The 23,785-nt window shown below is 63.8% G+C and carries 27 protein-coding genes; 14 read left to right on the plus strand and 13 right to left on the minus strand.

What is annotated here, in order from left to right; all coding sequences use genetic code 11:
• Positions 1 to 209 precede the first annotated feature (209 nt).
• The 3 genes from CHB87_RS00005 to CHB87_RS00015 form a co-directional block, all read right to left on the minus strand.
• The gene (locus CHB87_RS00005; protein WP_089406354.1) at positions 210 to 1,412 is read right to left on the minus strand and encodes a pyridoxal phosphate-dependent aminotransferase; all 1,203 of its coding nucleotides are present in this window, start codon (positions 1,410 to 1,412) and stop codon (positions 210 to 212) included.
• Between the two features lie 65 nt (positions 1,413 to 1,477).
• Positions 1,478 to 2,815, minus strand: a complete 1,338-nt coding sequence (locus tag CHB87_RS00010) for an alkaline phosphatase family protein (RefSeq protein WP_089406355.1) — start codon at positions 2,813 to 2,815, stop codon at positions 1,478 to 1,480.
• A 75-nt stretch (positions 2,816 to 2,890) separates the two neighbouring features.
• Positions 2,891 to 3,352, minus strand: coding sequence for a hypothetical protein (locus CHB87_RS00015; protein WP_089406356.1), 462 nt, complete (start codon positions 3,350 to 3,352; stop codon positions 2,891 to 2,893).
• A gap of 58 nt (positions 3,353 to 3,410) precedes the next feature.
• Between CHB87_RS00015 and CHB87_RS00020 the strand changes: the two genes are divergently transcribed.
• A complete protein-coding gene (locus CHB87_RS00020) occupies positions 3,411 to 3,890 on the plus strand; it encodes a DUF427 domain-containing protein (RefSeq protein ID WP_089406357.1) in 480 nt (159 codons plus the stop codon).
• A gap of 2 nt (positions 3,891 to 3,892) precedes the next feature.
• Here CHB87_RS00020 and CHB87_RS00025 read toward each other — a convergent pair whose 3' ends face one another.
• Both CHB87_RS00025 and coaD read right to left on the minus strand, forming a co-directional pair.
• Positions 3,893 to 4,498, minus strand: coding sequence for a class I SAM-dependent methyltransferase (locus tag CHB87_RS00025; RefSeq protein WP_089406358.1), 606 nt, complete (start codon positions 4,496 to 4,498; stop codon positions 3,893 to 3,895).
• The gene (gene coaD / locus CHB87_RS00030; protein WP_089406359.1) at positions 4,495 to 4,989 is read right to left on the minus strand and encodes a pantetheine-phosphate adenylyltransferase; all 495 of its coding nucleotides are present in this window, start codon (positions 4,987 to 4,989) and stop codon (positions 4,495 to 4,497) included. Before coaD ends, CHB87_RS00025 begins: the two co-directional genes overlap by 4 nt.
• 361 nt (positions 4,990 to 5,350) lie before the next feature.
• On the opposite strand from coaD, the gene CHB87_RS00035 reads away from it, so the two are divergent.
• Genes CHB87_RS00035 through CHB87_RS00045 form a run of 3 tightly spaced genes read left to right on the plus strand, consistent with a single transcriptional unit; the run spans position 5,351 to position 7,155 of the window.
• Positions 5,351 to 5,971, plus strand: coding sequence for an RNA polymerase sigma factor (locus tag CHB87_RS00035; protein WP_089406360.1), 621 nt, complete (start codon positions 5,351 to 5,353; stop codon positions 5,969 to 5,971).
• Positions 5,968 to 6,528 carry a hypothetical protein gene (locus CHB87_RS00040; RefSeq protein ID WP_089406361.1) on the plus strand — a complete coding sequence of 187 codons (561 nt, stop codon included), beginning with the start codon at positions 5,968 to 5,970 and terminating at the stop codon, positions 6,526 to 6,528. Before CHB87_RS00035 ends, CHB87_RS00040 begins: the two co-directional genes overlap by 4 nt.
• A 21-nt stretch (positions 6,529 to 6,549) precedes the next feature.
• Positions 6,550 to 7,155, plus strand: coding sequence for a Spy/CpxP family protein refolding chaperone (locus CHB87_RS00045; protein WP_089406362.1), 606 nt, complete (start codon positions 6,550 to 6,552; stop codon positions 7,153 to 7,155).
• Between the two features lie 273 nt (positions 7,156 to 7,428).
• Here CHB87_RS00045 and recA read toward each other — a convergent pair whose 3' ends face one another.
• The 4 genes from recA to CHB87_RS00065 form a co-directional block, all read right to left on the minus strand.
• Positions 7,429 to 8,496 (minus strand): recombinase RecA, encoded by a 1,068-nt coding sequence (gene recA, locus CHB87_RS00050; RefSeq protein WP_089406363.1) that lies wholly within the window; start codon positions 8,494 to 8,496, stop codon positions 7,429 to 7,431.
• 71 nt (positions 8,497 to 8,567) lie between these two features.
• Positions 8,568 to 9,179: a hypothetical protein gene (locus CHB87_RS00055; RefSeq protein ID WP_089406364.1), complete on the minus strand. Its 612-nt coding sequence runs from the start codon at positions 9,177 to 9,179 to the stop codon at positions 8,568 to 8,570.
• A gap of 13 nt (positions 9,180 to 9,192) precedes the next feature.
• On the minus strand, positions 9,193 to 10,740 hold the full coding sequence (locus CHB87_RS00060; RefSeq protein WP_089406365.1) for an FAD-dependent thymidylate synthase: 1,548 nt from the start codon (positions 10,738 to 10,740) through the stop codon (positions 9,193 to 9,195).
• Between the two features lie 352 nt (positions 10,741 to 11,092).
• A complete protein-coding gene (locus CHB87_RS00065; RefSeq protein WP_089406366.1) occupies positions 11,093 to 12,004 on the minus strand; it encodes a DNA-methyltransferase in 912 nt (303 codons plus the stop codon).
• Positions 12,005 to 12,031: 27 nt separating this feature from the next.
• On the opposite strand from CHB87_RS00065, the gene CHB87_RS00070 reads away from it, so the two are divergent.
• The 7 genes from CHB87_RS00070 to CHB87_RS00100 all read left to right on the plus strand — a co-directional run bounded on the left by CHB87_RS00070 (position 12,032) and on the right by CHB87_RS00100 (position 17,267).
• The gene (locus CHB87_RS00070; protein WP_176441524.1) at positions 12,032 to 12,877 is read left to right on the plus strand and encodes a Stp1/IreP family PP2C-type Ser/Thr phosphatase; all 846 of its coding nucleotides are present in this window, start codon (positions 12,032 to 12,034) and stop codon (positions 12,875 to 12,877) included.
• Between the two features lie 19 nt (positions 12,878 to 12,896).
• Complete coding sequence (locus CHB87_RS00075) at positions 12,897 to 13,349, plus strand: MaoC family dehydratase (RefSeq protein WP_089406367.1); 453 nt, start codon at positions 12,897 to 12,899, stop codon at positions 13,347 to 13,349.
• Between the two features lie 214 nt (positions 13,350 to 13,563).
• Positions 13,564 to 13,806, plus strand: coding sequence for a hypothetical protein (locus CHB87_RS00080; RefSeq protein ID WP_089406368.1), 243 nt, complete (start codon positions 13,564 to 13,566; stop codon positions 13,804 to 13,806).
• Between the two features lie 66 nt (positions 13,807 to 13,872).
• Positions 13,873 to 14,922: an MBL fold metallo-hydrolase gene (locus CHB87_RS00085; protein ID WP_089406369.1), complete on the plus strand. Its 1,050-nt coding sequence runs from the start codon at positions 13,873 to 13,875 to the stop codon at positions 14,920 to 14,922.
• A 151-nt stretch (positions 14,923 to 15,073) separates the two neighbouring features.
• Positions 15,074 to 15,523 (plus strand): hypothetical protein, encoded by a 450-nt coding sequence (locus tag CHB87_RS00090; protein ID WP_245817725.1) that lies wholly within the window; start codon positions 15,074 to 15,076, stop codon positions 15,521 to 15,523.
• A 132-nt stretch (positions 15,524 to 15,655) separates the two neighbouring features.
• Positions 15,656 to 16,516, plus strand: coding sequence for a rhomboid family intramembrane serine protease (locus CHB87_RS00095; protein ID WP_089406371.1), 861 nt, complete (start codon positions 15,656 to 15,658; stop codon positions 16,514 to 16,516).
• 67 nt (positions 16,517 to 16,583) lie between these two features.
• On the plus strand, positions 16,584 to 17,267 hold the full coding sequence (locus CHB87_RS00100) for a Bax inhibitor-1/YccA family protein (protein WP_089406372.1): 684 nt from the start codon (positions 16,584 to 16,586) through the stop codon (positions 17,265 to 17,267).
• 88 nt (positions 17,268 to 17,355) lie between these two features.
• Here CHB87_RS00100 and CHB87_RS00105 read toward each other — a convergent pair whose 3' ends face one another.
• The 3 genes from CHB87_RS00105 to CHB87_RS00115 form a co-directional block, all read right to left on the minus strand.
• Positions 17,356 to 17,754, minus strand: a complete 399-nt coding sequence (locus CHB87_RS00105; protein WP_425432462.1) for a helix-turn-helix domain-containing protein — start codon at positions 17,752 to 17,754, stop codon at positions 17,356 to 17,358.
• A 512-nt stretch (positions 17,755 to 18,266) separates the two neighbouring features.
• Positions 18,267 to 19,013 carry a 3-oxoacyl-[acyl-carrier-protein] reductase gene (gene fabG, locus CHB87_RS00110; protein WP_089406374.1) on the minus strand — a complete coding sequence of 249 codons (747 nt, stop codon included), beginning with the start codon at positions 19,011 to 19,013 and terminating at the stop codon, positions 18,267 to 18,269.
• A 38-nt stretch (positions 19,014 to 19,051) separates the two neighbouring features.
• Positions 19,052 to 19,885 (minus strand): YqjF family protein, encoded by an 834-nt coding sequence (locus CHB87_RS00115; RefSeq protein WP_217896987.1) that lies wholly within the window; start codon positions 19,883 to 19,885, stop codon positions 19,052 to 19,054.
• 183 nt (positions 19,886 to 20,068) lie between these two features.
• Between CHB87_RS00115 and CHB87_RS00120 the strand changes: the two genes are divergently transcribed.
• Complete coding sequence (locus CHB87_RS00120; RefSeq protein WP_142988132.1) at positions 20,069 to 20,584, plus strand: hypothetical protein; 516 nt, start codon at positions 20,069 to 20,071, stop codon at positions 20,582 to 20,584.
• A 185-nt stretch (positions 20,585 to 20,769) separates the two neighbouring features.
• On the opposite strand, the gene CHB87_RS00125 is transcribed toward CHB87_RS00120, so the two are convergent.
• On the minus strand, positions 20,770 to 22,299 hold the full coding sequence (locus tag CHB87_RS00125) for a VWA domain-containing protein (RefSeq protein WP_089406376.1): 1,530 nt from the start codon (positions 22,297 to 22,299) through the stop codon (positions 20,770 to 20,772).
• Positions 22,300 to 22,516: 217 nt separating this feature from the next.
• Between CHB87_RS00125 and CHB87_RS00130 the strand changes: the two genes are divergently transcribed.
• A complete protein-coding gene (locus CHB87_RS00130; RefSeq protein ID WP_089406377.1) occupies positions 22,517 to 23,104 on the plus strand; it encodes a hypothetical protein in 588 nt (195 codons plus the stop codon).
• A gap of 55 nt (positions 23,105 to 23,159) precedes the next feature.
• Complete coding sequence (nrdR, locus tag CHB87_RS00135) at positions 23,160 to 23,645, plus strand: transcriptional regulator NrdR (protein WP_089406378.1); 486 nt, start codon at positions 23,160 to 23,162, stop codon at positions 23,643 to 23,645.
• Positions 23,646 to 23,785 lie beyond the last annotated feature (140 nt).

Consider the following 23,785-nt stretch of genomic DNA (forward strand, 5'->3'; position numbering starts at 1 on the left):
CAGAACCTCGTCCCACTGCCGCCAGCCAAAATCACCGGCGCAAACCGGATCCCGGAACCTGCTTCTATGCTCATAGCGCCTTATCTTATTGGAAAGTTGGGCCCAGCGCAGATGAAAACTCGCACTCTCGTCTGCCACCAACGATGCAGATCAAGAATTTGGCGCCATCCGGCTCCGAAGATCGAGGCCGGACGGCGCCGCAACACGCTTTACGCCAGCTTCGCGAAGAACTCGCGCATCCGCTTCACGCCCTCGTCGATCACGTCCGGCGAGACCGCATAGGACAGGCGAATGTGCTCGCTCGTACCGAAGGCCTCACCCGGAACGACGACCACGTGGGCCTCGCTCAGCAGACGCGCAGCCACGTCGGAGGCCGTCTTGATGCCGCCCTTGCCGAAGAACGCGCTGACGTTCGGATATACGTAGAACGCGCCCTGCGGCGTCGTGCAGGTGAGGCCGGGGATCGTCTTGAAGCCTTCGAGGATGCGGTCGCGCAGCTCGATGTAGTTCGCGCGCATCTCCGCCACGCACTCCTGCGGGCCGGTCAGCGCGGCGATCGACGCCTTCTGCACCATGCTCGCCGCGTTCGACGTGCTCTGCGACTGCAGCTTGCTCATCGCCGAGATGATCTGCTTCGGCCCCAGCGCGAAGCCCGCGCGCCAGCCCGTCATCGCATACGTCTTGGACAAAGACCCGAGGATGATGATGTGCTCCTTGCAATCGAGCAGCGAGCCGCCCGAGACGATGTCGCCCTGGAAGGTCAGGTACGAGTACGTCTCGTCCAGCAGCAGGTAGATGCCGCGCTCATGCGCCATGCGCACGATCGACTCCAGGTCCGCCTGCTCGATGATCGAGCCGGCCGGGTTCGAGGGCGAGTTCAGGATGATCGCCTTGGTCTTCTCGGTCACCTGCGCGGCGATCATCTCCGCCGTGATGCGGAAGTTTTCGCTCTCCTTGCTCTCGACCAGCTTCACCACGCCGCCGGCGTACTGAATGATGTCGAGGAACGAGACCCAGTACGGGACTGGCAAGATCACTTCATCGCCGTGGTCGATCAGCACCTGCACCGCGTTGAACAACGCCAGCTTGCCGCCGGTGGTGAAGACGCACTCATCGACCGTGTACTGCGAGCCGAAGTCGGCTGCGTGGCGATCCACGATCGCCTGCCGCACCTGCGGCACGCCGGCGACGGCGGTGTAACGCGTGAAGTTGGCCTCAATGGCGGCAATCGCGGCATCTTTAATGTGTCGCGGAGTCGCAAAGTGCGGCTCGCCGGCGCCAAAGTCCGCCAGGTTTACGCCTTCGGCCTTCAGCTTCAAAGCCGCGGCCGTGATGGCCATCGTTGCAGAGACCTCAATCCGGTTGATCCGGTCCGTCAAAACCTTCTTCGCTACCAACGTCGCTGTGCTCATGTCTATAGTCTTTCAGATTTGGCGGCGCAGAGAAAGGCCTGAACCCGACTTACCCGGTCAAAAAGTCACTTCTCCAGCAGGTTTGCGCCTTCGACCTCCGGCATCCCGAACCCCAGCAACGCCGCCACCGTAGGCGCAACATCCACCAGCCGCTTTCGTCCCAGTCGTTTCGCCGGAACAGACCGCCCAAAGGCCACAAACGCCGCATCGAGCCGCGCATCGCCCGGCGCATTCCCATGCATCCCCCGCGCGCCACCGGTCGAAGTCACCCGTGGGCCAGCGGTCTTACGCCCCACCATGAACCCCGGCTGCATCGTCGCGGCGAGAAACGTATTGCCGTAGCCGCCGGTCGCCGCCAGCTCCGCGCCGGTGTAGATCTTCGCGATCCCCGACGCCGTCGCTATCCTCTTGAAGGCGTTCGTTGCGAGTGCGACCGCCGCCGTATCCTTCGGGTCGTGAACGATCAACCCGAACGAAGACCCGCTGTCGAAGACCGCCACCCGCCACCGGTCGGGATGCCCTGCCGGAGCGCCCAGCCCCAGCCCCGCCAGCACCGCCGCCGGCTGAAACGCTTTATCCACCGCCAGAAAGCCATGGTCGCTGACGACGACGAAATCCACCTCGTCCGAATCTCCAAACGAGGCAGAGACAGCCGCTCGAATCTGCCCTATCAGCCCGTCGATGTGCTCGAGCGCCCGGTACGCCTCCGCGCTGTCCGGCCCATGCGCGTGTTGCTGGTGGTCCATGTCGAGGAAGTGCACCAGCATCAGGTCCGGCTTGCGCGTCTCGATCAGGAACGCCGCCATCTTCGCCCGCGTATCGTCGTTCACGCCCAGCAGCTCGTCCGCGTCGTCGAGCGTCAACGGCCCGGCGCTCCGCTCGAACTCCGCCGCCAGCCCCGGCGTACACAGCCCCCGGTAGAGCCGCAGGTCGTCCTCGCTCTCCCACTCGCGATACTCGGGAAAGTTGGCGTCGATCGCCGCCCCGACCGTCACCGGCCACGAGACCGCCCCGGTCCGCAGCCCCGCCGCGCGCGCCACATCCCACAGCGCCGGCGCGTGCATCTGCTCCGCATACCAGAACCACGCGTCGCGGCCCGTGTGCTCGGGGTCGAACTCCAGGTTGCTCCGAATGCCGTGCCGGTCCGGCGAGACGCCCGTCACCAGCGTCGTATGGCTGGGATAGGTCACGGTCGGAAACACTCCAACCAACCCATCCGCCACCGCGCCGCCCGCCACGAACTCCAGCAGATTCGGCGTTTTCAGATGGCGCTGCGGCAGGTCCGCCAGCGTCGTGCCGCGCAGCCCGTCGATCGAGATCACCACCACCCGCCGCCGGGCCTCCGCCCTCCCGCAGCAGAGCGCCAACAACAGCAGAACAACCCATCGAGCGCGCAGGCCCATCGGCTCACCTCGGAGCCTCCAGCATAACCCGCCGCGAACCCCGCGGAAGTCCACGCTCCATCGAGATCGGCGCCCTTACCGCCGCCCGCGCATCACCCGAAGGATCACCGGCGAAAACGTAGCCAGCGCCGAAATCGCCAGCAGCGCCTCCAACACAATATGCCGCCGGTCGAGCGCCGCCGCCGTCCACGTCAGCAGCACCCAAAACGCCATATCGGCCGACGCCGCGACATACACCCAGTCCGAAAACTTGTGCTGATCGCGAAAGAAGTCCATCTCAGCCAGCCTCGGATAGACGGTCCGAGGGCCGATCGTCAACCGCAGCAGAACCACCGGCAGCAGATTCACGGCCAACACCGCCGCCACCCACGCGCCGGCCAGCGCCGGCCAGCGCGCCTCCACCCACCACGTCGCGGCGATCGTCGCCAGCACGTTGAACGTCGCGCCGGCGTTGACCATCGCCGGAAAGTGCCCCATATCGCTGAGCCGGTTCATCTCGTTCAGCCGTTTTTCGTCGGATCGTAACGCTGTGCTCATCGTCCACACTCCGTCTCCGAAGAAGTCTATCCTCAGCCCAGGGAGCGCCTTCGACGTCATGAACAAAACCACTGAGTCCGTTTGGGACTATCCCCGGCCGCCGCGTCTCGAACCCAGCCCGCGCCGCATCCGGATCCTGCACGCCGGCCGCACCGTCGCCGACAGCACCCGCGCCCTGCGCATCCTCGAGACCAGCCACCCGCCGGTCTACTACCTGCCACCCGCCGACCTCGACCTGAGCCTGCTGACCCGGTCGAACGGTTACGGCAGCTTCTGCGAGTTCAAAGGCACGGCTGGATACTGGGATCTCGCCGTACCCGGCTCACCCGCCGTCGTCCAGGCCGCCTGGAGCTACAGCCAGCCCACCGCCCGCTATGCCGCGCTCGCCGGCTATCTCGCCTTCTACGCCAGCAAAGTCGACGAGTGCTGGGTCGACGACGAACTCGTCCAGCCCCAGCCCGGCGACTTCTACGGCGGATGGATCACCCGCGACCTGCGCGGCCCCTTCAAGGGAGCACCCGGCACACGCGGCTGGTAGTTTTACTCCAGCCGCTTGCGCAGCACCCACGTCGTCATGCAGCGGTGATCCTGCACGATCGTCGTCTTCAGCGGATCGACCATCACCGCATCCATCTGTTGGGTCATCTTCATCAGCACGCGCTCGTCGACCAGGAACCACTCCGACCCGTCGCCGATGCGGTAGACATGGCCGCGCACCTGCTCGAAGTCCATGCCGATCCTCGAACCCAGCCGGCAGAAGAGCATCCCGCCCGGGCGCAGCACGCGCCAAAGCTCGCCTACCATCGCCAGAAAGTGCTGCTCATCCCTGGCGAAGTGCAGGACCGAGTTGCAGAGGACCACATCCGCGAAGCCATCCGGAAACGGCATCTTCTCGATCGGCGCGACCTGAAAGTTTTCGGGCGGCAGGCCCGGCGCCAGTCCCGCCGCCAACTGCCGCACATGGCCGACACCCTCCGCGCTCTGGTCCACCGCGAAGACCTCGCAGCCCTGCCGCAGCAGATAGACGAGGTTCCGCCCAAAGCCGCAGCCCGCGTCCAGCACCCGCATTCCCGGCGCAATGTTGCCCCGCAGAATCTGGTCGAAGACATAGATGTCGATCTGCCCGAAGGTCTCCTGAATCGTCATCCAGCGGCCGGCTTCTTCGCCTTCAATCGCTCGAAGACCAGCGGCGGGACCAGCGACGACACATCGCCGTTCAGCATGAAGACGCCCTTGATCAGCCGCGAGCTGACGTAGGTGTACTTCTCGGCCGGCATCATGAACAGGGTCTCGAGCTCCGGGTCGAGCTTGCGGTTCATCATCGCCATCTGGAACTCGTACTCGTAGTCCGAGATGGCGCGGATGCCGCGCACGACCGCCTTGGCCCCCTGCATCCGGGCAAAATCCACCAGCAGCCCGTCGAAGGTCTCGACCCGCACGTTGGGAAACGGCGCGACGGCCTCGCGAATCATCTCCAGCCGTTCGGCCACGGTGAACAGCGTCGATTCCTTCTCCGCGTTGCGCAGAATCGCCACCACCAGCTCGTCGACGATCTTCGACGCGCGCGCAATCAGGTCCAGATGGCCGTTCGTCAGCGGGTCGAAGGTGCCCGGGTAGATCGCTCTCAGGGTTTGCATACCTCCAGCAGCATATCCTCTTTTGCTTGTCATTCCCGAAGGGAATCTGCTTCTGTCTTTGTCTCTTCAATCGTCTTGCTTAAGGGCACGGCTTCAGCCGTGCCACAAAGGCTTCCTTGCCTTTCGGCTTTAGCCGCTGGGGTACGGTTTTCGTCAGAATTGCCTGCCATCTCAAACAAGAACCGTACCTCAGCGGCTAAAGTCGCTCTGCAATCTTTCCTTGCGGCACGGCTGAGGCCATGCCCTTAACAAAACGAATCCGCTCCTGCCTCTGCGATGATGCGAGCCGAAACAAAGAAAATGCAGCCGTTGTAGTCTTCTCCCATCGCATCGCGTCAATCACTGCAGAAGACAAGAGACCATGCCACCATCCGCTCTCACCACCGCCGGCTTGCCCCTCGAACTGGAGCAGAACACCGCCGAGGGCAGTCTCGAGTCGATCGAAACGCTTCACCAGCTCTACCAGCCGCGCATCTTCCGCTTTCTGCTTTCGTCGGTGCGGGATCGCGATCTGGCCGAGTCGCTCACGCAGGACACCTTCATGCGCGCCTGGGGCGCACGGGCCAGCTTTCGCGGCGAATGCGCCATCTCCACCTGGCTCATGCGCATCGCGCTCAATCTCCTGCGGGATCACACCCGCACCAACCGTTTCAAGTTCTGGAAGCGCGCCGGCAGCACCGCCGTCGACGCAGGCGAGCTCGCCGGACAGCTTGCACATCCGGATAGCTCGTCCGAGTCCCGCCTGATCGCACGCGAACAGGTCGCGCTTGTCGCCCGCAGCGTCGCCAAACTCTCCGAGCGCCAGCGGACCGTCTTTTTACTTCGCTTCGTCGAAGAGCTGGAGCTGACTCAGATCGCCGCCATCACCGACCTGCCCGTCAGCACGGTCAAAACGCACCTCTACCGCGGACTCGCCATCATCCGCGCGCAGCACATGCCCACATCCCCCGGCCCGAGCACCTCCGGAAAGGAATCCCGATGAACCTTCAAACCGATCACCTGACGCACGAGCAGCTCTCGAACCTCCTCATCGCCGACCCAACCGTCTGCGACCTCGACCTTCCGGCCAGCGATTTGGACTCCCAGGCCGCCGCGCACCTGCACCTGTGCGCCGCATGCTCGCTCGAACTCGACGGACTTCGCCAGGCCATCGGCGGCTTCCGCGAAGCCTCCGTCGCCTACGCCGCGCGCCAGCCGCAGCGACAGGCCGTATCTCGCCCGGAAAAGTTCGGCTTCGGACGCGTCTCGCTCTGGGCCGCAACCGCCGCGGCAGCCGTCGTCGTCGCCATCGCCGTCCCGGCGGGCATCCACCGGCAGCAGCCCGTCGCGCCCATTGCCGTGGCCGCGCCGGAGACAGTACGGACGGACGAGCCGTCGGCTCAGGTGGCGCACACCGTCGAATCCGACGAGGCGCTGCTCGCCAGCATCGACCAGGATATCTCCGCGTCCATCCCTTCTTCCATGGCTCCGCTCGACAACCCCACACCGAGCGCCACGAACTCCACTCCAACCGTCACCTCGACCGCACAATCCAAGTAATTCATTTCAAAGGACAAAACCATGAACCGTAAGCCTCTCCTCGCCTCCGTGTGCCTGTTTGCCGCAAGCCTCGTCCTCTCCACTCCCACCTTCGCCCAGATGGGCGGCCCCGGCATGGGCGGCGGCGAACACCGCGAGATGCGCGGCGGCCCCGGCGGCGGCATGCACATGGGCCCCGGCGGCATGTGGTGGAAGAATCCCCGCATCGTCACCGCGCTTGCACTTACGCCCGAGCAGCAGAAGAAGATGAGCGACATCTTCGAGTCCAGCCGCATCCAGTTGATCGACGCGCATGCCAACGTCGAAAAGGCCGAGGTGCCGATGCAGTCCATGCTCGCCGCCAACCCACCCGAAACCTCCAAGGTGCTCGCCCAGATCGACAAGATCGCCCAGGCCCGCGCCGAGCTCGAAAAGGCCAACGCCAAGATGCTGCTCGGCATCCGCGGCGTCCTGACCCCCGACCAGTGGACCAAGCTGCAGGCCGAGGAGCACTCCCACCGCGGCGGCATGGAAAAGGGGCGTGGCGAGATGAAGGGTCGCGAAGGCAGAGGCCCCGGCGGTCCCGGCGGCATGGGCCACGGCCCCATGGGCAACGGCCAGATGCCGCCCGCGCCGCCAACGGAATAACCTCACGTTTTGAACCCAAAGAGGCCGGTGCATTTTGCACCGGCCTTTTTCTGTTGAACACTTAACAAATCTGTCATCCTGAGCGAAGCGCAGCGAAGTCGAAGAACCTGCGTTTTACCTGCAGCGGCGACGGCTCTACAAGCAAGACGCAGGTCCTTCGGCTGCGCGTCTCGCGAAAAGCCGCGAGACGCTTCGCTCAGGATGACAGCATTGGTTGTGGCCTGAAACAAAGCCAGGGGCTGAACCTCATCCCTAAGCCCTATTCCCTGCTTTTTACCGCTTTCCCTTCACCACAGCCACGGCCTGCTCCGCGCCATCCTCCGGCGCCGCCGGCACCGGCACATTGCCCGCGCCGATACCCATCTTCTTGCGCAGCTCGCCGTCGATCCGGCCGAAGACGTCGCGGTTCTCCTTCAGGAAGTTCCGCACATTCTCGCGGCCCTGGCCGATGCGCTCGCCCTGGAAGCTGTACCACGCGCCGCTCTTGTCGACGATGCCGTTCGCCACCGCCAGGTCCAGCGTGTCGCCCTCGCGCGAGATGCCCTCGCCGTAGAGGATGTCGAACTCCGCATCCCGGAACGGCGCCGCCACCTTGTTCTTCACGATCTTCACCTTGGTGCGGGAGCCGACGACCACGTCGCCCTCCTTCACCGCGCCGATGCGCCGGATGTCGATACGCATGGACGAGTAGAACTTCAGCGCGCGTCCGCCGGTCGTTGTCTCCGGGTTGCCGAACATGACGCCGATCTTGTCGCGAATCTGATTAATAAAGATCAGGCAGGTCCGCGACTTCGAGACCGTACCGGTCAGCTTGCGCAGCGCCTGCGACATCAGACGCGCCTGCAAGCCCATGTGGGAGTCGCCCATCTCGCCGTCGAGTTCGGCCTTGGGGACCAGCGCGGCGACCGAGTCGACCACCAGCACATCGATCGCGCCCGATTTCACCAGCGCCTCGACGATCTCGAGCGCCTGCTCGCCGTAGTCCGGCTGCGAGACCAGCAGGTTGTCCACATCGACGCCCAGCTTCTTCGCATAGCCCGGATCGAGCGCGTGCTCGGCGTCGACGAACGCCGCGAGGCCGCCCGCCTTCTGGGCCTCCGCGATGATCTGCAGCGTGATCGTCGTCTTACCCGAGGACTCCGGTCCGAAGATCTCGATCACGCGTCCGCGCGGCACGCCGCCCACACCCAGCGCCGCGTCGAACGAGATCGAACCCGTCGAGATGACCGCAATCGGCACAATCGCTTCCTTCGACCCGAGCCGCATGATCGAGCCCTTGCCGAACTGCTTTTCCAACTGCGAAAGTGCCGCTTCTATCGCCTTGCCACGGTCGTCTGCCACGTAAAATCTCCTTTGAATCGTCAAGCCAAATACTAAAGCACGAATTTCCCGATAGCAAACAAAAAGCGAAACTAAAAATTCCGCTCGAACGCCCGGCAACAGATTGCGTCCGCCCACAAGTACCGGTAGCCCCGCACGCCGGCCAGCGACGACACGCCGCGATCCGGCTGGCGCTCGCTGACCCGCACCATGCTGCCCTCCATATGCGGGTAGATGGTCGCGATGCCGACCTCGTTATACGAGTGCATCATCTCGCGCGCCTCGCGCATATTGCCGTCGCAGTAGTCGAACAGATAGCTCCACAACGACTTCGTATTCGCCACCCAGCACAGAGACGGGCGCAGCATGCAGGCCAGCTCCGAACCGACGCCGATCTTCATGGAGTACAGATCCGCCTGCGCCACGATCTGCGGCAACTCCGCCGGCGTGTTCAGGGCGAGCATCTTTCCGGCCAACTCGAAGATGCGATCGACCGCGTTCCGGTTCAGGTCGAGAATCATCGGTCCCAGGCCGAAGTCGCTGGCGCTGCAGTTGGCGATGGGGTCGCTGTCGCCCACGGCAAGCTCCGCGAACTTCAGCCTGGCGCCGTCGCGGTGATACTGCTTCAGGGTGTGATGCACCTTCAACCGGCGCGCAAAATGGGCGCCGATCCACGCCCAATCCGCTTCGTCCAGAGCCAGCATCTTCCCTCTTCCTTTATCTCCTCAGCAGATCGACAGGCACATTCACGTCCTCGATACGGAACAGCTTCGCCAGTTCCGGATGCGCCTTGGCCACCGCAAGATACATCTCCCATGCCACTCGCCGATAGCTGAAGTGGCCCGCCACGCCCGAACGCAGCTCGGCGATGTACAGCGCCTCGGCGAAGTCCATTTTAAACATAGCCCGGCAACGCGTCCCCAGCGGCAGCAGATACTGGGCGGACTCAGCAGCCTCAACAATATCGCTATCCCGCAGCGTACGATACGCAACAAAGGCCGCATCCATCGCCGCCTTGTACTCCACCGCGATGCCCGCCTCGGCCAGCGTCGGCTGTCCGGGGCAGACCGGCTCCTCGTATCCGTGAAGGTCGGTGAAGCTCTGCAGCAACTGCGTACACTTGCGGTGACGATGCATGTCGCGGAAGCCGCCGATATCCATCAGGATGTCGAAGCGCAGGCCCTTGCCCGCGCTGAATCCGCGCAGCAGCTCGTCGTGCCGGCCGCGATCCTTCGCGCCCAGCGCGATGATCTCCAGCCGCTTCGCCTCGCCCAGATTGGCGATCGTATCGCGCAACTGCCGATACGGATAGTGACAGTGCGGGTAGAGCAGGGACGTCGCCAGCTCGACCTCCAGCGGCTCGTAGCCGTCGATCAGGTCGACCACCGGCGCCGGAGCAATCGCCCGCCCGGCCATCAGCTCCGCCGCATAGGCCGTCAGCTCCGCCCGGCTCTTCGCCTGGTAGTCGTTCGCGGCGGCGTACTTCACCAGCGTCGGCGCGGACTTCACGGGACGCAGCAACGCCTCCCGCGCGCGGGCGCCCAGCTCCGGATTCAACGCGGCGATCTCGTCCACTAAGGATTGCGCCGGAGCATGCGTCACATTCCAGGCCGGTTCGGACGCCGCCTCACGCAGCCGGTCGCCAATCATACGAATCTCGGCGAACTCGCTCGTCAGCAGCCGCGAAACCTGCGTCTCGAGCGTCCGCGCATTCACGATCTGGCCCAGCGAGGTGTTGGTCGCGAGCGGTAGCAGATACCGCGCCACGTCGAAGGCCCGCGCCTTCAATGTCCGGTCGTAGGCGTCCGGCTTCATCGTCTCGGGCGTCGGGATAGCCGCCTTCAAGGCCGTCAGCATCTCCGCGCCGACACGGTCGTACCCGGCAAACAGCGCCTCGACCGCGCGGGTATAGGTCGCTGCCTGCTCCCCGAGTACAGGCGTGTACCAGCCGGACTTGCGGAAGTTCTGGTAGCGCGTCGACCGCTCCTGCCCGTCCCAGCGCTGTTCGTCGACCAGCGCGATCGCGGCCAGCAGGCTCAGCCGCTCGATGGCGAAGGGCAGATGCGCCAGGTCGGCGATGGACCGGTGGCCGTACTGGAAGTAAAAGGTGTTGAGAAACTGCTCCGCCCGCTGCGAGCTGATCTCGGCCAGCGAGTCGCGCATGTTCAGCGCCGACCGCGAGTACTTCGCCATCGCGTAGGCCAGCACCTCGGGGTCCGCCCCGTGAATCGCGTATACGTCGGTTTCGTTCGTCTTGTCCGGCATCACCCGTTAACCATAAATCCGGCGCCTGGCTCTTGCTGTGGACAAAGAGGCGCTTGGGCGCCCATCCATCGCGGCCTCATCGCGATGGGTGGGACGTATACAGCTCGGAGCCGGAAGAGGGTAGCACGGTCAGCTTACGTCCCACCCTTCGCAAAGGCGCGAAGGATGGGGCGCCCGAACATCTGAGGGACGCCGTAAGTTTGTTAAGGGCACGGCTTCAGCCGCGCCACTGATCTTCGGTCGGAACGCGGCTTTAGCCGCTGGGGTACGCTTTGGCGGGCCTCCGTGGCGGCGCTTGAACCGCATCTCAGCGGCTGAAGCCGCAAAGCAAATACAGCATTTACGGCACGGCTCAAGCCGTGCCCTTAATAACGCCTGCCACTTGCGCAGTCTCAACGATCTTCTTCGCCGCCCGCTTCCTCGGCTTCTTCGTGCGCTCGGCCACCAGCCCCAGACGCTTCTCCATCACCGCGATCGCCTCGTCGCTCTCGTCGATCAGCAAAAATTCCCGGCCATTCTTCGAAGCCGCGGCCCCGGTCGTCCCACTGCCGGCGAAGAAGTCCAGCACCACATCCCCCGGCTTCGAGTGGACGCGGACGATCCGTTCCAGCATTCCCAGCGGCTTCTGCGTCGCATAGCCGGTCTTCTCCTTGCCCGTGGGCGAGACGATCGTGTGCCACCAGACATCGGTCGGCGTCTTGCCGCGAGCGGCCTTGGCCGCGCCCACCAGCTTCGGCGCCATGTACGGGATGCGGTCGCTGGCGTTCAGGTCGAACGTATACCGCTTGGGGTGGTTCGTGTACCAGAGGATGTTGTCGTGCTTGGCCGGCCAGCTCTTGCTCGAACGAGCGCCATAGTCGTAGGCCCAGATGATCTCGTTCCGAAAGCACGGGCGGCCGAAGACCTCGTCCAGCATCACCTTGCAGTAGTGCACCTCGCGCGGGTCGACGTGCAGAAAGAACGAACCCTCCGGCTTGAGAATCCGGCGAGCCTCTTCGACGCGCGGCCGCAGAAAGCCGATGTAGTCGTCGAAGCTGTCGAGATACCCCGCCGCCAGCTCCGGAGACCCGGCGACCAGCTCCGTACGGTAGCGGTTGCCGCCAAAGCCGGTCCGGTCGCCCTCCACGTCGCGGATGGTCTTGATTCTTGGCCTTTTCTGCCTGCGACCCGTGTTGAAGGGCGGGTCGATATAGATCAGATCGACCGATTCCGTGGCGAGCGTCCGCAACACCGACAGGTTTTCGCCATGCACAATCCGATTCATTCAAAAGCCTCGTATGATTCTAAGGATATGGCCGTCCTTGGAGTCGTGCGCAGTTGCGTGTATCGTTTTCGCCAGCGCTACTTTCCGCCCAAGATGGTCTCCTACCCCTTCAGCTTCGCGATGCTTACCGACATTGGCCGTGCCCGCACCGGCAACGAGGACGCCTGTGGCGCGTCGCCGACGGCCGGCGCCTTCGTCGTCTGCGACGGCATGGGCGGCGCCGCCGCGGGCGAGATCGCCAGCCAACTCGCGACCGACACCTTCCTCGGCCACCTGACCCCGCACGGCGACACGCCGCGCACCGGCACGCCCGACATCCAGCTCGACTCCGCCATCCAGGCCGCGAACACAGCCGTCTACCGCCAGGCCCGGCACAGTCGCAATCTGCGCGGCATGGGCACGACGCTGGTCTCGCTGCTGCTCGAATCCGACGCCTCCGCCGTCACGCTGGCCCATGTCGGCGACAGCCGCTGTTACCTGCTGCGCGAGAACGAACTCCACCTGCTCACCCGCGACCACTCGCTCGTCGAGGAGCAGATCCAGTCCGGCGAGATTACGCCCGAACAGGCCGAACTCTCGCCGCTGCGCAACATCATCACCCGCGCCGTCGGCTCCATGCCCACGGTCGAACCGGAGATTCGCCGCTTCGAGTCCTATCCCGGCGACCTGTTCCTGCTGGCCTCCGACGGCCTGACCCGCGAGCTGAACGACCACAACCTGCTGACGGTCATGCGGCGCTGCGAACAGCACCAGCTTCCGCTCGAAGAAACCTGCAAGGAGTTCATCGACGAAGCCAACGACGCCGGCGGCGGCGACAACATCACCGTGCTGCTCGTCCGTATACTCAAGTTGCCGGTATCGACCGAGAATTAGCGAACACGCAAGGAGACGCATGCCCAAGGAACTGTATTTCGAAGACTTCTACGTCGGCCAGACCTTCAACTCGCTCGGCGGCGCGAAGGTGACTGCCGAAGAGATCAAGGAGTTCGGCCAGAAGTACGACCCGCAGCCCTTCCACCTGGACGAGGCCGCCGGCGAAGGCTCGTTTTTCAAGGGTCTCGCCGCCTCCGGCTGGCTGACCGCGGCGATCGTGATGCGCATGCGCGTCCAGACCGTGCCGGTCGTTGGCGGCATGATCGGCGCAGGCGTCGAGGAGATTCGCTGGACGCTGCCCGTCCGCCCGAACGACATCATCCGCAGCGAGATCGAGGTGCTGGGCGTGCGCCAGTCCAGCTCGCGCAAGGGCTTCGGCATCGTCCGCACCCGCACGCTGGTCTACAACCAGCGCAACGAACAGGTGATGCGCTCGGTGGTCAACTTCCTGGCGCCGATGAAGACGGCTTAGTCCGCCTTCTGGGGAGATGGTCGCAGCCCCGAACAAAACGCAGGTCCTTCGGCTCCGCTCAGGATGACAGATATTTTGGTTCGGAGCGTAGCGGGATCACCTCCAGACTCTGTCATCCTGAGCGAAGCGTATCACCCCAACTTTGTCATCCTGAGCGGAGCCGAAGGACCTGCGTTTCGTTCGGATCGCCGACGATCTTCATGAAAGAGAACCAATGCCCCCCGAAGACCTCGAACTCCTTCTAGCCAGCGAAGACCGCATCGTCGCCATCCAGCTCGTCACCGGCGAGATGTTCTTCGCAGAAATCGTCATGGTCGTCGACCAGCCGCCGACGCCCGACGTCTTCCTGCTGAAGGTCGACCGCGAGCCGGACGGCGCCTTCGTCGCGACCAGCACCACCGGGGAGTCGATCCTGCTGGCCGACGTCGCCCGCGTGGCTGCCCTACCCTCCGTATAGGAAGGCTTAACACCGATCGGTGTTAGGCCTCTTTTCTCCACTCCGCAAAAGCGTATTGTTAACCAGATGCGCATGACCGTACTAGCCTCGGGTTCCAAGGGGAACAGTACCGTGATCGCCTCCGGCCGCACCCGCGTGCTGGTGGACGCCGGCCTATCCTGCCGCGAGCTGCTGCGCCGCATGGCCATCGTCCACGAAGATCCTGCAAAGCTCGACGCCATCCTGATCACGCATGAGCACTCCGATCACGTGGCCGGCCTGTCGGTCCTGGCGCGCCGCCTGGGCATCCCCGTCTACTTCACCGAGCAGACGCACCGCGCTTGGGTGCGGATGCTAACTCCCCGCACCACCATGACTTACGCGAAGTGGCTGGATCGCCTTCAATCAGACAAAGCCCAGCAGGAAAAGGCCGCTAAAGCCGCCGCCGCAATCCCAACCTACCTCGCGCCCGAAGAGGCCGAGGCCATCGCCAGCATCTCCGCCGAGGCAGCCGCCTTCGACCCCAGTCTCAACCGGTCCGACGATCCGAACGCCTCCATGGAGCTGCCGCTCGAACTTGAACCCTGCGATCCGGTCGAGGCGTCCAAGGAGAAAGACCCCGCGACCCTGCCCTCGGTCGAGTATTTCAAGGCCGGAACCAACTTCGTCATCGGCGACCTCGAGGTCGCGCCCTTCACCATTCCGCACGACGCGGCCGACCCCTGCGGATTCGTCTTCGAGTCGCGCGAGGAGGGCGTCCGCATGGCCGTCGCGACCGACCTCGGCTACATGCCGCCGAACGTCAAGGCGGCGCTCAAGCGGATCGACGTGCTGCTGCTGGAGTCGAACCACGACCTCGAGATGCTGCGCGACGGCCCGTATCCCTGGTCGGTGAAGCAGCGCGTGCTCTCGCGCGTCGGCCACCTGTCGAATGTCTCGGCGGCGGAGTTTCTGCAGAAGGACTACGACGGCGGCGCGGCGTACATCGTGCTGGGGCATCTCTCGGAGTCGAACAATCAGCCGGAGCTGGCCCGCATCACGGCCGAGCAGGCCATCGGCGACCGGATGACTCTGCTGGGCAATCGTATCCTGCTCGCCGAGCAGGCGTTTCCGCTCGATCCGATCCACGTCGGTTGAAAGCGGGGCCGCGCCCGCGGGGATGCAGTTCGTCATCGATTCGCTGCCTCACTTCCTGCATCTTTCGCGTTACAGGAGCGTCAAACAGGTTAGAATGGAAGTTACCCAAGGTATGGAAGCCGCATCTATTCGATCTTCGAGGAACACCCGCATGCATGATTCCGGCTGCACGGACCAGGTCGTCGGCGACATCCTATCCGGTTGGCGCTACGACATTTCAATGCTCTCGCCCACGATGCGCGTCGACTACGAACAGCACCTGCATGAGTGCGGCCATTGCCGCCGCCGTCAGGCCGCCGCCCGCGGCATCGACGTGCTGCTGCTCGCCGTTTCGACGCTTTCGACCATCGCCTTCGCGCTCGCCGCCGTGATCGTTCACCGGCTGGAGACGCTGGCCCGCATCTCCTCCGTTCACCTGCACCTGCGTCAGAACGCCGTCACGGTCTCGCTCGAAGGCGTCGCCATCACCGGCCTGATCATCTCGATGGTCCTGTGGGTGTTGGTCGCCATCGCGACTCCGCTGCCGGGCTTCCTGGGCAGCCTGCTGCAACAGCGTCTGCCGGAAGACATCCGCGAGCGCTTCACTCGCCGCCACGCCTAGACTGTTTGTTGAAAGGAAAGGCCCGAGCCTCCCGGTTCGGGCCTTTTTTATCGTTTCCAACACCAAAAGCAGCCGGTTAGCGCATACAATTTGCCCCTCGCGCGCGTCGCGGTTAGGCTGAAGATGCGCCTCATGCCGGACTCGATCCAACACGAAGACCTTATCGCGGCCGAATCCGCCACGCCTGCCTCCGGCTTCGAAGCGCCCAGCTCCGCGCACCACGAGCGCAGCGACTTCAACCCGCTCGCCGCTCCGGCCACCTACACCCTGATCGCCATCAACCTGGCCGTCTTTGGCATCATGTTTCCGCGCAGCCCCGCGCCGGAGGTCTGGCGCAGCCATCATCCGGGCATGGCCTTCCTCGCCAGCTTCTCACCCGAGGATCTCGTCCGCTACGGCGCGGTCTCGGGCGCCCTTGTGCTGGGCGGGCAGTGGTACCGGCTGGTCACGGCCGCCTTCGTCCACATCAATCCCGCGCACATCCTGACGAACCTCTGGTGCCTTTGGAATCTCGGCCTGCTCGGCGAGCCGCTGCTCGGCCCCATGGGCCTGATCGCCGTCTACATCCTTACCGGCGTCGCTGGCTATCTGCTTTCGATTGCATGGGATATCCTCTTCCACCCGGCGCTCGCCAACTCCCTGACCGCGGGCGCGTCCGGCGCCATCTTCGGCATCGCCGGCATCCTGATCGTGCTGCTTTCGAACCGCCGCCTGCCGATTCCGTGGAAGGAGCTGCGCGGCCACCGCAACGCCGTGCTGCTCTTCGCCGTGGTCAACCTCGCGCTCGGCGGCGTCAGCATCTACTTCAGCGCGGTGCGGATCAACAACTCGGCGCACCTGGGCGGCGTGCTGAGCGGACTGTTGCTGGGGTTGCCGCTGGTCCCGCGCATGACCGCCGGCCGCCTGCGCTACCTGCGCCGGCAGAAGATCGTCTTCGCCGGGGCGGCGTTCGTCCTATCCCTCTTCGGGTACTGGATCTCCAGAGTGGGCTAGAGTCCAAAGCAAAATCTGCGCGTCCAATACTCAGGTATCTGTATCGAAGGATCACGGAGTCACCCACATGAACTACGACGTAAATCGCCAGATCGACCCTCGCACCGGCACTTGGTCGACGACCATCGATGTACCCCGCGAAGAGACCGTGCCCCTGCTGGCCAAGGTGCTCGGCATCACCTCGGCCGGTTTCCTCGTTACCGCCTTCGGCGTGGCGTCCGCGCCGGAGTGGGGTTCGACGGTCGGCTTCATCGCCGTGCTCGGGCTGATCTTCGCCATCAACACGGCGCGCCGCCGGAATGCCGGATTGGCGCTCGGCCTGTTCTTCGCCCTGACCTACTTCATGGGCTGGGAGATTGGCCCGCTGATCCACCACTACATCCGCGCCATCGGCATCGACATGGTCTTCCAGGCCGCCGCGACGACTGGCGTCGGCATGGCCGCGATGGGCCTGGTCGCCTATCTTTTCTCGATCGACTACCGCAAGGTGCTCGGCCTTGGATTCGCCGCGCTGATCGTGCTGGTGCTGGCCGGCATACTCAGCATCTTCTTCCACTTCATGCAGCCGAGCACCTACTCCTGGCTGACGCTCGGCGTCTTCACCCTGCTGACCGTCGGCGACTTCGCCCGCATTCGCGCTGGCGGCAACGGACAGCCGGCGGTCTCGCTCGCCCTGTCGATCTACCTCGACGCCGTCAATATCTTCCTCGCCGTACTGCAGCTCATGGCTGGCGGACGCCGCCGCAACTGATAGAAACGAAAGACTTAACACGGATCTGCACGGAAGACCACGGATTGGATCCGTGTCATCCGCGCAGATCCGTGTTGAGTCTTCGCTTTTAGCTCATGGCGCTCGAGGCGAACTTGCGCACCATCGCCAGCAGCAGCCGGCGGTCGGAGTCCGACAGGTGCGCCGAGTAGCGTTGCACCTGCGTCAGGAACTTGATCTCCTCCTCGCTCAGGTGCAGGGTCGAGACCTCGCGGCTCACCTGCTCCTCGGCGAAGAACTGTGAAAGCTGTAGGTCGAGCGCGCCCGCGATCTTCTGCAGCGTTTCGAGCGACGGCACCGTGTGCCCGTTTTCCACGCGCGACAGATAGCAGCGCAGCAGCCCGGTGCGCTTTTCGATGTCGCCCTGCGACATCCCCTTCTGCAGGCGATAGTCGCGGATCGTGGTCCCGATATTTCTCGATATTGACTTCACTGGGGCATCCGCCTGCACAGGAAGAACGATTTGCATGTCAGCCATTAGCCACAAAGTAACTAGCTCCGAAGACACTAGCAAGCGCAAACTTCAGACCGGGTCCGAATCTCGCACCTGCGCAGATTCCTGCTGAACCAGATACCTTCCGAACCCTGAACCGCCACTTGAACTCCGTCTGTGGGTTGAACCAGGGTAAGTATTAACTACTTCGGCAACTTTACACCACGCTTCAGCTAAATACCTGCGAAAAAGGCGATTCTCGCAACCTCGCGTCTTCGCCCGGCAGATTGTGAACTCAGACATATTGCACTTGCGCGGAATGCCTTTGGCATGGAGGAGATTTAGCTTAAGGGCACGGCTTCAGCCGTGCCACTATCGCCGCATCTGCTTGGCGGCTTCAGCCGCTGAGGTACGCTTTGAAGCCCGAGTCGCCCGAACCAAAACCGTACCTCAGAGACTGAAGCCGCGTATCTCGTACAGGCTTCTACGGCACGGCTGAAGCCGTGCCCTTAACAAGACAGCTTCTCGAAGCGGACTCCGAACGGCCGTTACCCCATGTACATGCCGCCGTTGACGTCCAGCGTATGCCCGGTAATGTAGCTTGCGCCCTCGGACGCCAGGAACGCGACGGCAGCGGCGATGTCCTTGTCCGTGCCCGCGCGCTGCAGCGGAACCTGCGAGGTCATGGCGGTCTTCTGCTCTTCGGTCAGCACGGCGGTCATGGCGGTCTCGATGTAGCCCGGCGCGACGGCGTTGACCGTAATGCCTCGGCTGCCCAGCTCGCGCGCCAGCGACTTCGTCAGGCCGATCAGCCCGGCCTTCGACGCGGCGTAGTTCGCCTGCCCCGCCTGTCCGGTCTCGCCCACCACCGAGGTGATGTTGATGACGCGGCCCCACCGGGCCTTCAGCATCGCCGACATGCAGGCCTGCGTCAGCAGAAATGCGCCCGTCAGGTTGGTCGTCAACACGTCGTCCCAATCCTTGCGCTTCATCCGCATGGCCAGCGTGTCGCGCGTGATGCCGGCGTTGTTCACCAGAATCTCCACCTTGCCGAAGTGCGCGATCACCGCCTTGGCGCAGGCCTTGATGGACTCCTCGTCGCCTACATCGAGGGCGAAGACATGCGCTGTCCCGCCAACCGCGGCAATCTCGGCCGCGACCTCGGCCAGCTTCTCCACATTGCGCGCCGCCAGCGCGACCGACGCGCCCGACGCGGCCAGCTCCAACGCGCAGGCGCGGCCGATGCCCTGCGATGCTCCGGTTACGAATGCGACCCGACCTGCCAGTGTGCTCAAACGATATCTCCTCTGCCTGTACCGGTCGATTATACGAATCAGGCGCGGTCCGGGTCACGGTCGAATGCGAGCGGCCAGATCGTGACCTCGAGCGCGCGGGAGAAGTGAAGAATCGGCGGACGATCCGGCAGCGCGATGCCGTGCGCGGCGGGCAGCGTGTTCACGCGAATCTCCGCCTCCGCCGATTCAAGCGGCCACATGGCATGGTGGATGTCGCCGACGAGCGTCCGACCGGCGAAGGTCGTGAAGAGGCAGTAGCGTTCGGTGAGGAAGTGCTGCAGCGTGCCCGGCACACTCGCCGGCAGCGCGCCGGTGGGCCGGTAGCTGGCCTCGAACTCCGCCAACCGCCGCGTCGGCAGACGCCGGCTCGCGTAGTCGATCCCGCCGCCAGCGCCCTGCGAGCGCCGCATCGCCGCCAGAAAGTAGGGCAGCCGAAACAGCGTCCGAGCACCCAGGACCGCCAGAGCGCTCGAGGCGTCGAGCGAAAAGAAGTACACGCCGGCCTTGCCCGACCGGGGCGACCGCACATACGTCCGCAGGTTCAGTTCGTTGAAGCTGCCCATCGTCGGAACCCCGATGGTCGCCTCCCCGGCGAGCCGGTTGCGCACACGGTCCATCCAGAACGGCACGACGCCCACCCATGCCTGCCCCTCGAACGTATCCAGCGCCAGCCCCGCCGGGATCAACGGTCGCATCGCCTCCGGTGCGATCGGCCAGTGGGCGAAGAGCAGGTCGTTCCAGCGCTGGCGCATGATCCACCGGCCCTGAGGTAGAGGATAAGGGCGGTGAGCGATGTCCAGCAGTGGGTCATGCATGTCTACATTAGACACCCAGAAGCCCGTCATCTCGACCGGAGCGAAGAGTCCCCGCATTTCGCTTCTGGAATCGGATGCTACCCACACAATAACTTTCAGTCCGACGAAGCTTGCTGGGGTTAAAATCAATGCCACTGCGTCACAAAGGAAGAAGAGGACCTGATGAGTTGCGACTTTCCCAAGACGGCAGAAGGAAACTTAGCTCTCGCATTTAAGCTAGTCCACCATCTGAGTGATAGCTTGAAGGACACGCACGGGCGCTACGACTGGACTACAGAAAATCTGAGCGCGTTGCGAGCATTCGCTGATTCAACTCAGCACCCTTATACTTTGAAATCCTACCCGCCCGTCGGGTCGAATCAGAAAGGCGCATTCCTCTGGGATTATGTTGCATATCAGCAGGGTACAGGCATCCTAATCACAGCGGAGAGCGAATTTGACAACTTGCCGGGCAAGCTCAGGGAAGATTTCGACAAGCTTCTCTACGTGCACTCGCCGATCAAACTATTCATCTTCCGCATGGAGAAAAATTTAGATAAGATTGCGCGCGTAGTTGATGACCTCACGACCCACATGGACAGTTGCAAAACTTATTCTCCTGCTGATGTCTACGTGCTTTATTGCAGAACGTGGCGTAACAATGACCAATCGAGCGGCGACCTTGCCTGGCTACAGCAGATTGGGGGCAAGCCAATGCATCGTGACGTGTGTGGTAAAGGCTTCGTTCAAGTTCTTCCGCAGAAGACTCCAGATTGAACGCGATCTTTATCCAGCCACGTATCCCTAGGGAACCTCTGATTAAGATAGGTCCGGGCTTTAGCCCGGACAATAAGCCCCGCAGAGTCAGTGGGGCTTTAGCCCCTGGGATATGGGGTGCGGACTTAATCAGAGCACCCCTAGACGATCACGCTAACTGCCTACCGGGGTGAGCACTAGCCGCTCTACGGCTTCAAAATATCCGCCGTCCCCATCCGCCCATTCACCGCGTCGCGCACCACGAAGCGCAGCCGCGTAGCGCCGGGAGGCACGACCAGCGGCATCGTCAGCGTGGCATCCCCCGCCGAGCCCACGGGACGCGTCGCCAGCAGCTCCTTGCCCGCGTGGCCCAGCAGCTTCATCCCATCCTTGCCGCCGTACCAGGCCGCGATCACGGTCGCCTCGGTGCGCTCGGTCTTCTCGTCGACCATCTTCCACTCCAGCCCGGCGCCCTTCACCGTCAGGGTGTAATCCGCGCCGGCCTTGACCGCCGTAACGCCCAGGCCGTTGTAGCTGATCGCGGAGTTCACCGCGTTCGAGATCTCCATCTGCAACTGCGCCTTGGCCTGCTTCGGTGCCTCGCCGACGGTCGGGTTCGCGGTGGAGGCGGTAGGCGGATAGTAGCCGTCGCGCGTCGTCGCATGCAGGTTCGGATCCTTCATCACGATGCGGATGTTGCGGTACTTCGCCGCGTCGGCCGAGCCGTTTACCGGCGCATACGACATGGTGTAGTAGTTCGCGCCCTGCGAGATGCCCTCGGCGATCTCGTTATTGATGTCGTTGCGCGAGAGGAACGCCCGGCCTCCAGTGGCCGGACCAAAGGTGCTGAACTGCACCGAGCCGGAGAACGGTTCGCCGCCGGTATCGGTCTCCGCCATGGTCAGGTCGTCCGGCGTCTCGACGTCGAGCGTCACGGTCGAGTTCATCGTCGGATTGATCGTATACATGGTGATGCGCGCGGCCAGCAGCATATCCGTCACCTGCTTGATCGCCGCCTCGATCGTCGCCGCCGTCTTGTCGTCGAGCCCGACCAGGTCGGCCGAGGGAAAGCCGTTCCCCACCCAGATGACGTTCTTGCGCCCCGGCGTGCCGCCGCTGGCTTGGGCAATCTGTTCGAGCGACGCGAGGCCCTGCGCCATGCGCTCCACCGCCGCCGAACCGCCGCGGCCGGCCATCATCTTCGTCGGCAGCTCGGGCTTCTCGTTCTTCACCTGCGCGATCAATGCATCGCGATCCTGCGTGTAGTCGTGCAACTGCTTGAAGCGCGTGTTGGTCGCGAGCAGCAGAACGGTCGGCAGCTTCAACACGGCGGGCTGCGCGTTCAGATACTTCAGCATGGAGTAGCGAACGTACGCCATGTCCTCGAAGCGCGTATTCAGCTCGTCCAGCACCAGAATGTTCACCGGCGCGTCGCCGATCTTCTTCAGGTCGTCGACGCCGTTGACGACCACATTCGGCGGCATCACATGCGCCGAGGGCGGCTCGAACGAGCGCATCTTCTGCGGAACCCTGTCCTCGACGATCGTGAAGTCGTCGCGCGTCTTGTCCAGCACCAGGTTGCCCTTCTTGTCCGTCACGACCACGTCCAGCACGACGATGCTGGTGGAGAGCTTGAGCGTCGGCAGCGGCGGCATCTCCTGCGCCGGCTCCTGCGCGAAGAGCGTGACGGCAGACAGAAGGACGGCGGCGAGCGAGAGTGTACGGCGCAGATGCATCGATTCCCCTAAGGTACTGGTTAGACCAATTCGGTTCGAACTGGGCGCCCGGCAGGCGCTTTTTCGGGAGCATGAGGATTGTAACGGCCTTGCCGCTCCCTTTTCCAACACATTCGCCGCGCATTCCACTCGGTCAAGAGCCGTAACGACTTACCTTGACCGCGCATACCCCGTTTGTGGACTGGCAGGCGTCCGGCGGAAGTGGATACTCAGACGCATGAGCCTCTCCCAGCCTCTCGAAGAGCTTCACCAGGCGCAATCCGCTCACTCGGTCCACGCGTTCCACACCCCGGCCGTGCTCGACGCGGAGTCGCTCGGCCGTCCGCTGGGCGTCACCGTCGTCGCGGGCTTTCAGTTCTTCAAGGCCGGCATCCTGCTGCTGGCGGGGCTTCTGCTGCGCGTCGCGCCGGACTATGTTTCCAGCCCCCGGAGCCTGCTCTATCCGCTGCTCTTCATCGCCACCCGCGGCAAGTTCACCGCCATGCACGACGCGGCGCCCGATAGCGGTCTGCTGCCCGCGCTGCTGACCTTTCTGGGCGTCTACCTGGCCGTGATCGGCTTCGGCATGTGGCGCGTGCGACTGTGGGCGCGCAAATCCACGCTGTTGAACGCCGGGCTGACGCTGCTGCTCTTCGCCCAGACGCAGCTTTCCGCCCCGCCGCCCACCAGCGCCGCCGCAGCCTCGCCAGACCTGAACTTCTTCCACGCCGTGCTGGCGGTCGACGCACTCATCTTCCTCTATCTGGTGCGCGGCAATACGCTTGAGTTCTTCGAGGCGGTCGACTGGCGGCGGAAGCACTCGTAGAGCGGCCAGTCTCTATTCCCCACCTTACCGGCTGCTAGAATGAGGACAATATCCGATGAAATGTCCTTACTGTGGCTTCGCGCAAGACCGGGTTGTCGATTCGAGAGAGAGCAAGGAGGCGGACTCCATCCGCCGTCGCCGCGAGTGCGAGCGCTGCAACAAACGCTTCACCACCTACGAGCGGATCGATGAGATCCCCTACATGGTCGTCAAAAAGGACGGCCGCCGCGAGAAGTTCGACCGGCAGAAGGTGCTCGCCGGCCTGCTGCACTCCTGCGAGAAGCGCAAGGTCTCGACCGGCCAGCTTCAGCAGATCGTCGACGCGATTGAGAGCTTTGTCGTCGACTCGCCCGAACGCGAACGCTCGACAAGCGAGGTCGGCGAGTTGATCATGGATCAGTTGAAGGCCATCGACACGGTGGCGTATATCCGCTTCGCCAGCGTCTACCGCGACTTCAAGGATGTGCGCGAGTTCAAGGCGGAGCTGGAAGAGTTGCTAAGCGGCAGGGATGCGAAAAAAGGGTCCAGGGCTCAGGGTTGAGGGGTCGGAGCCTGAGAGGAATAGGGTCTAGGGAATATAAGGCCGAGGAATGGGGATTGCTTCGGCAGACTTTGGCTTCCAGGTAGGCCAAGGCTTTAGCCTTGGCAACGTGGGGCTGGCAGGAAGGGGGCTTTAGCCCC

Origin of the sequence: Granulicella rosea, from assembly GCF_900188085.1 — a bacterium.
Taxonomy (GTDB): domain Bacteria; phylum Acidobacteriota; class Terriglobia; order Terriglobales; family Acidobacteriaceae; genus Edaphobacter; species Edaphobacter rosea.